This is a genomic window from Nocardia sp. NPDC056000, from assembly GCF_042269265.1.
Taxonomy (GTDB): Bacteria; Actinomycetota; Actinomycetes; order Mycobacteriales; family Mycobacteriaceae; genus Nocardia.
Genome location: NZ_JBHJXS010000001.1, coordinates 536,468 through 548,665, shown reverse-complemented (window position 1 = coordinate 548,665; position 12,198 = coordinate 536,468). Strand labels below are relative to the sequence as shown.

Below are 12,198 nucleotides of genomic sequence, written 5' to 3'. Positions count from 1 at the left end.
GGGTGTCAGTACTGTTGGCGCGGTGAATGATTCAGGGCGGGTCGAGGCCTTCAGCGATGGGGTCTTCGCGGTCGCGATCACCCTGCTCATTCTCGAGATCAAGGTACCGGCCAATGCGGGGGAGCACCTGTGGCGTGAGCTCGGGCACCAATGGCCGTCGTACGCTGCGTATGTGGTGACGTTTCTGGTCATCGGCATCATGTGGGTCAACCACCACACCGTTTTCGGTTTCGTGGAGCGAGTCGACCGAGTTCTGCTATTCCTGAATCTGCTACTGCTGCTGGGTGTTGTCGCGCTGCCCTGGACCGCGGCCCTGGTGGCCGAATATCTCGCCGAAGGCCATGCGGAGGGCGCCGCAACCCTGTCCGGCAGTCGCGCCGCGCATACAGCGGTGGCCGTGTACGGCAGTTTCATGGTCTACCACGCGATCATCTTCCAGGCCCTCTGGATGCACCTCACCAAGACCGGCCACCTCTTCGACTCCCGCGTAGACGCCGAAGCCGCCCGCGGCACCCGGCTACGCTTCGGCCTCGGCCTGCTCATCTACCCCTGCACAGTCGCCCTGGCATTTCTGTCCGCGCCACTAACCCTGGCCTTGCACGGTCTACTGGCCGTCTACTACGCGCTCAATCAGATTCCGGTCCCGGTTCGAGAGGGCCGGACCGCTACGAATCCCTAGTCGGCAGAGGGTTTATCGCCCTGCGGCGCGATGCCGAGCCCCGCCTTGTTCAAGCGGGGGCGGCGGATTGTGTTGAGGCGGGTGATGATTCGGGGGCGGCGGAGGTCTCGGGCGAACCATTCGCCGAGGGTTACGCCGGCCGCGAGGGCGCAGCCGACCGCGAAGGCGCTGAAGAGTTGGTTGAGGCCGATGAGTTGTTCGTTGTTGAGGAGGGCGTAGAGGCCGCGGTAGACGCGGAGGCCGGGGAGCAGGGGAGTGATACCCGCCAAGGTGACGACGAGGGGTGGGGTGAGGGCGCGGCGGGCCAGGAGGCCACCGGCGAGACCCACGACCACGGCCGCCACGCCGGAGGAGATGACGGGGCCGAAGCCCGCGTGCTGGACCAGGAGGTAGACCACGGTCGCGGCCGCACCGCTGAAGGCCGCTGCCGCGAGGGCGCGGCGTTCGGCGTAGCAGGCCAGGGCGAAGGCCAGCGAGGTGATCGCACCGGCGAAGAGTTTGACGGGCAGGTTGGTCAGGTCGCGGCCGGGGGACATATCGACCGTTGGGACGGTGAACTCCATGAGTTCGGCGACGCGCAGGGTGAGCACGATGCCCGCGATGATGCCGCCGGTCATCATGACCACCTCGAGCATGCGGGCCGAGGCGGTGATGGGCGCGCCGGTGATGGCGTCCTCGACCGAGCCGACGAGCTGTAAACCGGCCAGCAGCACGGCGATTCCGGCCGCGATGATCAGCGCGGGATCGAGTTTGAGATGACTTGCGAAGGTGGACACCAGGACCGCGGGCGAGGCCGCTATCGCACCGCCGACCATGTGCTGGAAGAAGAAGGGCAGACCGCGCCGATTCAATCGGCGATTGGTGCGGTCGATCATCCAGGTGGTCGCGAAACTGATCGCCGCGATCAGCAGTCCGCCGTTCAGGAGCAGGGCCACCCCGGCCGCCATGAACGCCCACCCGAAGGTGGAGATCCACCGGTTGTACGGATGCGGCGCGGAGGTGATGGCGTCCAGTGCCTCGAGCGCTTCCTCCGGCGGCACCAACTCGCGGCGAATACGCCGGGTGAGCCGATCCACCGCCGCCAATCGCGTGAAATCCAGCGACCGGTAATGCACAACGCGCATGGTGCTCGCGGGCGGCATGGTCGGCCCACGATCGGCCGAAATACGAATCGAGTTATAGGTGACATCGATATCGCAATTGGAGAGCCCGTAGGTCGAGGCGATGAATTCGATTTGATCGGTGGTGTCGGTGACCGCCGTTCCGGCGGAGAGGACCACTTCTCCTACCCGCTCCGCGAGATCCAAAACCTGGGTGACCGTCGCGTCATCGGTCAGATCGATCGGCTGCAGCGGCGCGGGCGCCTCGACAACCGCGTCCGCCATCGCATTGCGGTCGGCCACCGCGCGATCGACGACGCTGGTCAGCAGTAGTCGCCACCGCCCGCGCAGGCCCGCCACGGCCCCGCGAGGTTCGGTAGCCAGATCATTGCTCACAGGAGAAAAGTACACGGGTGCGATAGATCACCGGGTCGACCAGGTCTATGCAAGTAGTGTTTTGAACTATGGCGAACGGTGGCGATCAGATAGCGGAACATCTACGCGCGGCCCTCGATGGTTCGTGGCGACATGTGCGGGAGAAGGCCCGGGAACACCTCGACGACGACCGCCTTTACGGCGATCCCTACCTCGATTACAAATCCGCGCGAGCGCGGGTGCTGGAACAAATGCATCTGGTGTCCTCCTTCGGATGGGCCGAACTCGGCTTCGGCCGCATTTCCGGTGGCGCCAGCGATCCGGGCGCGGCCGTGACCGCGCTCGAGATGCTCGCCTACACCGATCTGTCGCTGTGGGTGAAATGCGGTGTGCAGTGGGGACTTTTCGGCGGCGCGGTCGACAACCTCGGCACCGAACGGCATCAGCAGTACATCGAGAAACTGCTGCCCCTGGAACTGCTCGGCTGTTTCGCCATGACCGAAACCGGTCACGGCAGCGATGTGGCCAATCTGGAGACCACGGCCACCTACGATCCCGCGACCCAGGAATTCGTCGTACACAGCCCAACTCCCTCCTCGCGCAAGGACTACATCGGCGGCGCCGCCGAACACGCCCGCATGGCAGCGGTTTTCGCGCAGCTGGTGACCGGCGGTGAGACCAGGGGCGTGCACTGCTTCCTGGTGCCGATCCGCGATGACGCGGGCGTTGATCTGCCCGGCGTCACCACCTCCGACGACGGTCTCAAAGGCGGTCTGCCCGGCGTCGACAACGGCCGAATCCTGTTCGACCACGTGCGAATTCCGCGTGAGAATCTGCTCAATCGCTATGCCGACGTCGCACCCGACGGTACCTACAGTTCCGAGATCGTCAACCCCAGCCGTCGCTTCTTCACCACGCTCGGCACCCTCGTACGGGGGCGGGTCAGCGTCGGCGGCGCGGCCGCAGCGGCGGCCCGCGTGGCGCTGAGCATCGCGGTGCACTACGCCGAACAGCGCCGCCAATTCGCCGATCCCGATACCGGCGAGGAGACCGTGCTGATGGACTACCGCAGCCATCAGCGCCGGCTATTGCCGCTGGTCGCCCGCGCCTACGCACTGCAATTCGCGCAGAACGATCTGGTGCGCCGCATGCATCTGGTGCAGACCGGTCAGGATCTGGCACCCGGCGCCCAGCGCGCACTCGAGAAGCGCGCCGCCGGATTCAAGGTCGCCCAGACCCGGCACGCCACCCGCACCATTCAGGAATGCCGCGAAGCCTGCGGCGGCGCGGGCTATCTCACCGAGAACCGGCTCGTCACCCTCAAGGCCGACAGCGATGTGTTCACCACCTTCGAGGGCGACAATCTGGTGCTGACCCAGCTGGTCGCGAAGGATCTGCTCACCGCCTACTCCGATGAGGTCCGCGATCTGGACGCGCTGGGTTGGGTCAAGTTCGCCGCCACCATCGCCCGCGATGAGGTGCGCGAACGCTCGGGCGTGCGCCAGCTCATCCAGCGGCTGCGCGACCGCACCGGGGAGAGCGTCGACGATGGCGATCTGTCCCGCCGCGCGGTGCAATTGCAACTCTTCGCCGACCGCGAGGACTACCTGGTCCGCACCGCCGGGCATCGACTTCGCGCCCGCGCCAAGGAAACCGGGCCGTTCGAGGCGTTCAACAATGCCCAGGACCACATTCTGGCGGCGGGCACGGCGCATATCGACCGGCTGGTGCTGGAGGCGTTCATCGAAGGTATCGCGGGCATCGAGGACGATGAGGCGCGCGAACTCGCCGAAACCGTCTGCGACCTCTTCGTTTACACCTCGCTCGAGGAGAACCAGGCGTGGTACATCATGCACCGGTTCATGTCGGTGGAACGCGCCAAGAACGTCCGGCGCGGAGTCAATGAGCTGGTGGATCGCCTGCGCCCCAGCGCCTTGACCCTCATCGACGGTCTCGGCGTACCCGAGAAGATGCTGCGCGCGGCCATGCTCGACTCGCCCGCGCCGTAGCAATCGCCACACCCGCACTGCCGCACCATGAACCATGGTGCGGCAGTGTCTCGTTGAGATATGTGACACATTCGATGCCGATCGAGCCGAACGGTCCCGGCGCATAGTTTGTACTACATGGAGTAGTAGAAGCTATCGACACGGGGTGGAGAACAATGTCGACGACCATGGCGCGGTGCGCGATTCGCGCGGGAGGGCTCCGATGATCACCAGGCTCATCACACCGGCGATCCGCGCACCGAAACTGGTGCTGGCCCTGGTGGGCATCGCGTTCCTGCTGTGCGGCGTCCTGGGTTCCCAGGCCGCCGCCCGGCTGACCAACGGCGGCTTCGTCGCCTCGGACTCCGAATCCGCGCTGGCGGCGGACATTCTGGCGCAGAACTTCGGCATGTCCGGAATGCAATTGGTGCTGACCCTCGAATCCGACGGCGGCGCACAGGGACCGGCGGCCACCGCGCGCGGCAGCGATATCGCCACGCGCCTGAAGAGCGACAACCGGGTCGTCAAGGCCGTATCCCCCTGGACCGAACCACAATTGAGCTCCACCCTGATCAGCCGCGACGGCAAGATCGGGCTGATCGTGGCCAGCGTGCGCGGTGATGAGAACACCGCACCCGCCGCCGCGGCCGATATCGCGAAGGAATACCTCGGCGTCCGCGACGGCATCACCATTCACGCGGGCGGTCAGGGCATGGTGTGGTCCGAGACCGGTAAGCAGACCCAGCGCGACCTCGCCATCGCCGAGGCCATCGCCCTGCCGCTCACCATCGTGCTGCTCATCTGGTTCCTCAGAAGCGCTGTGGCGGCGGCCATTCCATTCATCACCGGTATCGCCGCCATCGCGGGCACCAGCGCACTGCTGTATCTGGTGACCCTGTTCATGGACCTGTCGGTGTTCGCGCTGAACATCACCACCGCGATCGGCCTGGCGCTGGCCATCGACTACTCCCTGCTCATCATCGGCCGCTACCGCGAGGAGATAGCGAACGGCCGCGACCGCGAACGGGCGCTCATCCTGGCCATGCAGCGCGGCGGTCGCGCGGTCGCCTTCTCCGGCACCACGGTCGGCATCGCGCTCATCGGAATGCTGTTCTTCCCCACCACATTCCTGCGCTCGCTCGCGGTCGCCGGACTCGCGGTGGTGGCGCTGTCCATCGTGCTCAGCCTGACCCTGGTACCGGCCTTGCTGGCCGTGCTCGGCGAACGTATCAATCGCAAACCGCTGCGCGAGGCCAGGCCGGTCCAGGAGAGCTTTCTGTACCGAGTGGCCCGCGTAGTGCAGCGACGGCCCGCGGTGTGCGCCCTGCCGGTGCTGGCCCTGCTGATCCTGCTGGGGCTGCCCATCTTCGGGCTCAAACTCGGCATGCCCGATGACCGGGTACTGCCCACCTCACTGGAATCACGTCAGGTCGGCGATCTGCTGCGCGAACGCTTCGACGACAATGCCACCGGCACGGTGCATATCGTCTTCCAGCTGCCGAATCGCTATGCGCACATCGGCGATCTGAGCGCGTATTCGGCTGCGCTGTCCCAGGTTTCGGAGGTCAAGGCGGTCACCGGACCGGCGGGCACCTTCATCGGCGGCAAGGTCGCCGGTCCCGCCGATCCGGCGGGGACCGATAACGAGGGCGGTGCGCACCTGACCGTCACCTCCGGCGTCGACCCGTATTCCGTTCAGGGACAACAACAATTGACCGCATTGCGCACGGTGGAACAGCCGCCCGGCGTCACCACCCTATTCGGCGGCCTCGCCCAGCAGAACGCCGACTCCGCCGCGGGCATCAAGGAGGGCTTCCCGAAAGCGGTCATCTGGATCGCCCTGACCACCTTCATCCTGCTGCTCCTGCTCACCGGCAGCGTGGTGCTCCCGCTCAAAGCCCTGGTGCTCAATATCCTCTCGCTCTCCGCGACCTTCGGCGCGCTGGTCTGGATCTTCCAGGACGGCCACCTCGGCGGGCTCGGGACCTTGGCGACCGGGTACACCATCGCCACGCTGCCGGTGCTGCTGTTCTGCGTGGCCTTCGGACTCTCGATGGACTACGAGGTCTTCCTGCTCGCCCGCTTCACCGAGGAATGGGAGCGCTCGGACAAGACCCGCGCCGACAATGACAACGCGGTGGCGCTGGGCATCGCGCGCTCGGGCCGCATCGTCACCGCCGCGGCCCTGCTCATGTCCGTGATCTTCCTCGGCATCGCGACCAGCGGGGTCACCATGAATCGCATGCTCGGCCTCGGTCTGGCGGTCGCGGTGCTGATGGACGCCACCCTGGTCCGCATGGTGCTGGTTCCGGCGTTCATGCGGCTGATGGGCACCGCCAACTGGTGGGCTCCGGCGCGATCCCGCCCACTGCTGGAGAAAGCCGCGCTGCGGGACTGAGTCCGATTCGCGGCTATCGTGGCGGCGTGACCCGATCGATCGCGCCCGCCCCGAACCGGCTGGATTCAGTGGCCAGACAAGCCGCGCTGCCCGCGCTCATTCTCGCGGCCGTGATCGTGACCATCGTTGTGCCGCAATTCTTTCCGGCCGACGGCGGGCCGACCGGACTGGACAACTCACTGGACGGGCATATCCACTCGTCCTTCGACGGGCACCAGTGGCTGTACCGGCTGCTGGTCGCCCCGAGCAACAACTACATCGTCATCCCGCTGCAATTGAGTGCGGCGGTGTGGTTCGGGTACCGGCGGCGCTGGTGGGCGGCCGGGTTCATGATCGTCGGTCCCGAACTCGCCATCCTGGTGAACTCGTTCGCGCTCAAGCCCTTCTGGGACCGGCACCTGCACCACTATCTGGCCTATCCCAGCGGTCACACCGTGCAGTTGGTCGCGGTGGTCACCGCGCTGGCGCTGATCAGCGAATCGACGCGGGCGCGGGTCACGATCGTGGTGATCATGGCCGTGGTGCTGCCCGCGGTGCTGGTCGGCATGGTGGGTATGGGCTATCACCATCCGACCGATGTCATCGGTGGCACCGCCGCCGCCATCGCGATGGTGACGGCGGCCTATCTACCGTGGCGCTGGTTCGCCGCCCGCCGGGGCGAGCGGCTCGGCGATACCGACGAAGACCTCAGCCGTACGCCACCACTCCCGCGATGATCATCCAGAGCACCCACAGCACCGCCACGATCATGCCCAGGGTGAGCATCACCCGCATGAACCCGCGGCCGAAATTGATATCCCCGCGCTCGCGCGGATAGAGCTGGGTCGGCGCGAACCACGGCGTCGGCACCCGGAACGACCCACCGGCCGCCGCCGCGTCGGCCTCCAATTGCGCCTGCTCCTCGGCATACGCCTCGGCCTGGGCTTGCTGCGGGCCGCCGTGCCACAGCGTGATGTCCACCGGACCCAGGAAGCCCTCGTTCAGAAGTTCCTGCGGTGCGGGCAGATACGGCAGAATCCCCAGCCCGCGGAACGCCCACGCCACATCATTGGCCGACCACTGCGGCCGCCCGCGCGAGGACAGCCCGACGAAATAATCGTGCAGCCGCTTGGGATCATCGCCGACCAGCACCTCGAAACTCGGATCGCTCCAGAGCTGGGTCACCCGCAGTTTCGACTCCGGCGGCGGCACCACCAGCACCGCGCCGTGCACCACGCGCTGCCCCAGCCCGCGCTCGGCCAGCCAATTCTGTAGCGCGAAGGTGTGATCGCGGGATTTGTCCAGTGGTGTTCGCTTGTCATTGCCCTCGAAGTTGATCAGCTTGTCGCCGACCCGCCACGGCCCGTTGAGCGGAACCTCCAGCTCACCCTCCATGCGCTCCACCAGGGCCTCGGCCTCGATGACCACACAGCTGGACGGCGTCCAGATCACCGCGTCGAACGGATAGAGCCGATCACCGTGGAACAGGCTGCAATTGACGGTCGCCACACCCTTGGGATCGCCGCTGCCCTTCCAGGTGCGCAGCCAATCGATCAGAACCTTCTCCGCATGTGTGCCAGCGGGATTCTGCACTCGAACGAGCATCGGCGCCGCACCTCTCTCGTCGAAATCGATACCGGCAGTCAAGAAAATGGTACGGACGCTCCGCACCCGCCGCCCAGATTTGCGGCCTGTCGTGTGTCGGTCGGCGGGTCAGGCCATTTCGGCGGGTAATCGCCCTTCCTTCACCGCGGTCACCAGCTGGCCGTGATCGACCTCGACCCGATCGGCATAGCGCACCGCGAAAGCCGCCACCGCCTCGTCGAACGCCTCGGCGTCGTCGAGGTATCCGGCGACCAGTCGCGGATCCACCGAGCGCGCGTGCGCCCGCGCCAGTAGCGCGCCCGCCAGCCGCCCGTAATCGTCGAGCAGGCCCGCGTCCAGGGCCGAGGGATCGATGCCGCCCTTGAGATTCCGGAACTGCCGCACGATGAACGGCAACTGCCGCCCGTCGATGGTCAGCGTGGCCCAGCCCAGCAGGATATCGGTCTCGGCCTGAACATGCCTGGCGCCCTGCACGATTCGCTCACCCTCGTGCCGGGCGGGCACGGGCGGCAGATACGGCGTCAGCGCGGACGGCGCGGCCTGTTTGATCTGCAGCACCAGCACCTCATCACCATTGCCGTGCAGCAGCGCCAAATAGCTGTGCAGGCCCACACTTCCGGTGCCGACAATGCGGAAAGCGATGTCGGACACCGTGAATCGGGTGATGAGATTGCGCCGCGACTCGCGCAGCGTGCCCACGTATCCGCTCAGCCCGTCGATCACCGCATCGGCGACCCCGGACCCGACCGGGGTCAGCAGCGGCGGATCCGCCACGAATCGCCTACCGCCGAAACCGGTTACGTGATCCTCCAGATGTTCGGTCCACTTGCGCACCACCTTGGCGCTGGTGTTCTTGCGCGCCTTCTTGGCCGCCTTGCGGAACTGCTCCAGCAGCGGATCGGCGCTGGCCTTGGCGATCACCGATTCATCCGGCAGCGCCGTCCACGAGGTCAGGAACGGCTGCGTCGCGAGCTCGGCCACCGCCAGCCGGTACGACCGGGCGGCATCGCGGGCCGCGGCCAGGCAGTCGTCCTCCGACGCCCCGCCCTCACGCCCCGCGAGCACCAGACTGGCGGCCAGACGCTCCAGATCCCACTCCCAGGGCCCCGGCGCGGTCTCGTCGAAATCATTGATATCCATCACGATTTCGCCGCGCGGGGTGCCGTAGAGGCCGAAGTTCGCCGCATGCGCGTCACCGCACAGCTGTGCCGTCAGGCCGCTGCTCGGACCGCTCGCAAGATCAGCCGCCATGAGCCCGGCGGACCCCCGGAAGAACGAATACGGTGACGCCGCCATCCGCCCGATGCGCAATGGCAGCAGGTGTGGCAAACGTCCAGCATTACTGGCGTCGATGAAGTCGAGCACTCCCGGCCGGGACGCGGACACCGCGGCCCGATCCCGCGATTCGACCGGGGTGCGGTCGCGCAGCGCTCGGCCGCGATCCCACACCTCCTGCGACGACACGGGGGTACGGAAGTCGATCACGTTGGAGCACACAACGTTCCAACTTACCGGTGGGCGCGATCGCACGCGAGACGACCGGAACCACCCGATCAGTGGTCCCGGTCACCGGGATTCAGTGCGCGGGCACCGGTGGATCGACCGGGAAGATCGGCAGCCGCAGCGCGCCCGAAGCCGACTCCGGCACGGTGGGCTGCTTGGGCTGCACCGGGCTGATCCGGCGATACGGCTGCCCCAGCTCGGGCCGGGGATCGGCGTCATTGCGATTGGGCCAGAACGCCATTGCCCGCTCGGCCTGCGCGGTGATGGTCAGCGACGGATTCACGCCCAGATTCGCCGTCACCGCCGACCCGTCCGCGATATGCAGTCCCGGATATCCGAAGACCCGCTGATACGGGTCCACCACGCCCGCCTCGGGGCCCTCGCCGATCACGCAGCCGCCGATGTAGTGCGCGGTCGCCGGGATATTGAACACATCCATGATCAGCGAGTGCACATCCCCGTCGACCTTCTTGCCGAACCGCCTGCCCACCTCGTGCGCCAGCGGAATCCAGGTCGGATTGGGCTTACCCGTGCCCTGTCTGGTCTTGAGCTGACCCCAGCGCCGATACGAGGTCAGCGAATTGTCCAGGGACTGCATGACCAGCAGGATCACCGATTTATCCGAGGCATTGCGGGCATTGAGACTGCGCGCGAACACGATCGGATGCAACAGGATCGCCAGCAGGAAGCGCAGGAACCGGAACGCCCCGCCGTCCACGATCGGCACCGACATGGGGAACAGCCCGTTCTGCCCGTGCCCGTAGTGGCACACCTCGATATGGGTGTTCGGCTCGGGATGGATCGAGGAGGTGATCGCTACGCCCTGCGCGAAATCATCGCGTCCGTGACTGACCACATTGAGGATGGCCTCGGAATTGGATCGGGTCAGCTCGCCCAGGCGCGGTGACAGCTCCGGCAGCACATCCTCGTCACGCATCTTGTGCAGCAGTTTCTGCGTGCCGAGCGCGGCGGCGGCGAACACCACCTGCTCGGCGGTGAAGGTCTTGCGGTCCTTGCGAATCCAGCGATCCGAACGCGCGGTCTCCACGGCGTAACCGCCGCCGACCATGGGCCGCACCTTGGTCACCTCGGTCAGCGCGAAGACCGTCGCCCCGGCCTGTTCGGCCAGGTAGAGGTAGTTCTTGGGGGTCGTGTTCTTGGCATTGTGCGGGCATCCGGTGAAGCACCGCGCGCAATGGATACAGCCGTTGCGTCGCGGGCCGACCCCGCCGAAGTACGGATCCTCGACCTCGGTCCCCGGATCGGCCTCATTGAAGAAGACGCCCACATTCGTGGCGTGGAAGGTGTCGGCGACCCCGAGATCCTCCGCGACCGAGCGAATCACCTCGTCGGCGGGCGTCATTCGCGGATTCGGCGTGACGCCCAGCATGCGCTGCGCCTGGTCGTAGTACGGCGCGAGCTCGGTCTTCCAGTCGGTGATGTGCGCCCACTGCTTATCGGTGTAGAACTCCGGCAGCGGTTCGTAGAGGGTATTGCCGTAGATCAGCGAGCCGCCGCCCACCCCGGCCGCGGAGAAGACCGCGCATTTGCCCAGCACGCTGATGCGCTGGGTGCCCGTCATGCCCAGGCGCGGAGCCCAGATCGCCTTGCGCACATTCCAGTTGGTCTTGGGGATGTCCTCGGCGTTCCAGCGGCGGCCCGATTCCAGCACGGCCACCCGGTAACCCTTCTCGGTGAGCCGCAACGCGCTCACGCTTCCGCCGAAACCGGAGCCGATCACAACGACGTCGTAGTCGAAGTCGGGCATGGGTCTGTCCTCTCGCATGCCGGGATAACAAATGAGAAACTTATCAACTCATTCTGTCATCCGCCGGGTATGGCGGAGACCATACAACAACAAGACTCGCACGCCACCCGCCTGGAGACTCGAGGATCTTTGGGGTAAGACCAGGGTTGTGACAACCGAGCGGAACGCCGAACCGGTGTACAGCGACCGCATCCTCACCGTCCCGAACGTGCTGAGCGCGATCCGGCTCATCGGCGTACCCGTATTCCTCTGGCTGCTGCTGGTGGAGAAGGCCGACGGCTGGGCCTTCGCCCTGCTCGTGGCCAGCGGTTTCACCGATTTCCTGGACGGCAAACTCGCACGGCTGCTTGATCAATCGTCCAAGCTGGGCGCGATCCTGGACCCGCTGGTGGACCGCCTGTATCTGCTGGCGACCCTGGCGGGCTTGCTGATTCGCGGCATCCTGCCCTGGTGGGTGGTGGTCATCCTGGTGGCCCGGGACGGCATCCTGTTCCTGACTTTGGGCATCTACAAGCGCCGCGGGCTGCCCCCGCCCGAAGTCATCTACCTCGGCAAGGCCGCCACCTTCGCGCTCATGTCCGCGCTGCCGTGGACCCTCGCCGGCCAAATGGATTGGCCCCTGGCAGGTTTCAGCCGTGCCTTCGGTGGGGCATTCCTGGTCTGGGGTACCGCCGTGTACGTCTGGACCGGCATTCTCTACGTGGGCAAGGCCATTGCCGTTTCCCGCGCGATACCGACCACGGTCGCCCCAGCCATACCGGCCGCATCGCGTGAAGATCAGTAGCCATTAGGGTGTGTGGCGA

The 12,198-nt window shown here is 66.3% G+C and carries 9 protein-coding genes; 5 read left to right on the top strand and 4 right to left on the bottom strand.

Annotated elements, in window-relative coordinates; genetic code table 11:
* Nucleotides 1-22 precede the first annotated feature (22 nt).
* Entirely contained in the window at nt 23-679 is a 657-nt protein-coding gene (locus ACFC4D_RS02580; protein ID WP_376061362.1) for a TMEM175 family protein, read from the top strand.
* Here ACFC4D_RS02580 and ACFC4D_RS02575 read toward each other — a convergent pair.
* A complete protein-coding gene (locus ACFC4D_RS02575; protein WP_376061888.1) occupies nt 676-2,064 on the bottom strand; it encodes a threonine/serine exporter ThrE family protein in 1,389 nt (462 codons plus the stop codon). The genes ACFC4D_RS02580 and ACFC4D_RS02575 overlap by 4 nt on opposite strands.
* Nucleotides 2,065-2,243: 179 nt before the next feature.
* Between ACFC4D_RS02575 and ACFC4D_RS02570 the strand changes: the two genes are divergently transcribed.
* The 3 genes from ACFC4D_RS02570 to ACFC4D_RS02560 all read left to right on the top strand — a co-directional run bounded on the left by ACFC4D_RS02570 (nt 2,244) and on the right by ACFC4D_RS02560 (nt 7,256).
* Nucleotides 2,244-4,163, top strand: a complete 1,920-nt coding sequence (locus tag ACFC4D_RS02570) for an acyl-CoA dehydrogenase (RefSeq protein WP_375967114.1) — start codon at nt 2,244-2,246, stop codon at nt 4,161-4,163.
* Between the two features lie 145 nt (nt 4,164-4,308).
* Nucleotides 4,309-6,540 (top strand): MMPL family transporter, encoded by a 2,232-nt coding sequence (locus ACFC4D_RS02565; RefSeq protein ID WP_376061360.1) that lies wholly within the window; start codon nt 4,309-4,311, stop codon nt 6,538-6,540.
* Between the two features lie 26 nt (nt 6,541-6,566).
* Complete coding sequence (locus tag ACFC4D_RS02560; RefSeq protein ID WP_376061358.1) at nt 6,567-7,256, top strand: phosphatase PAP2 family protein; 690 nt, start codon at nt 6,567-6,569, stop codon at nt 7,254-7,256.
* Here ACFC4D_RS02560 and ACFC4D_RS02555 read toward each other — a convergent pair.
* From ACFC4D_RS02555 to ACFC4D_RS02545, 3 genes are all read right to left on the bottom strand, one after another.
* Complete coding sequence (locus ACFC4D_RS02555; RefSeq protein ID WP_375967119.1) at nt 7,228-8,112, bottom strand: nuclease-related domain-containing protein; 885 nt, start codon at nt 8,110-8,112, stop codon at nt 7,228-7,230. The genes ACFC4D_RS02560 and ACFC4D_RS02555 overlap by 29 nt on opposite strands.
* Nucleotides 8,113-8,232: 120 nt before the next feature.
* Nucleotides 8,233-9,588, bottom strand: a complete 1,356-nt coding sequence (locus tag ACFC4D_RS02550; RefSeq protein ID WP_376061356.1) for a DUF2252 domain-containing protein — start codon at nt 9,586-9,588, stop codon at nt 8,233-8,235.
* Nucleotides 9,589-9,700: 112 nt separating this feature from the next.
* A complete protein-coding gene (locus tag ACFC4D_RS02545; protein WP_376061355.1) occupies nt 9,701-11,395 on the bottom strand; it encodes a GMC oxidoreductase in 1,695 nt (564 codons plus the stop codon).
* 148 nt (nt 11,396-11,543) lie between these two features.
* On the opposite strand from ACFC4D_RS02545, the gene ACFC4D_RS02540 reads away from it, so the two are divergent.
* The gene (locus ACFC4D_RS02540; RefSeq protein ID WP_375967125.1) at nt 11,544-12,179 is read left to right on the top strand and encodes a CDP-alcohol phosphatidyltransferase family protein; all 636 of its coding nucleotides are present in this window, start codon (nt 11,544-11,546) and stop codon (nt 12,177-12,179) included.
* Nucleotides 12,180-12,198: the final 19 nt, after the last annotated feature.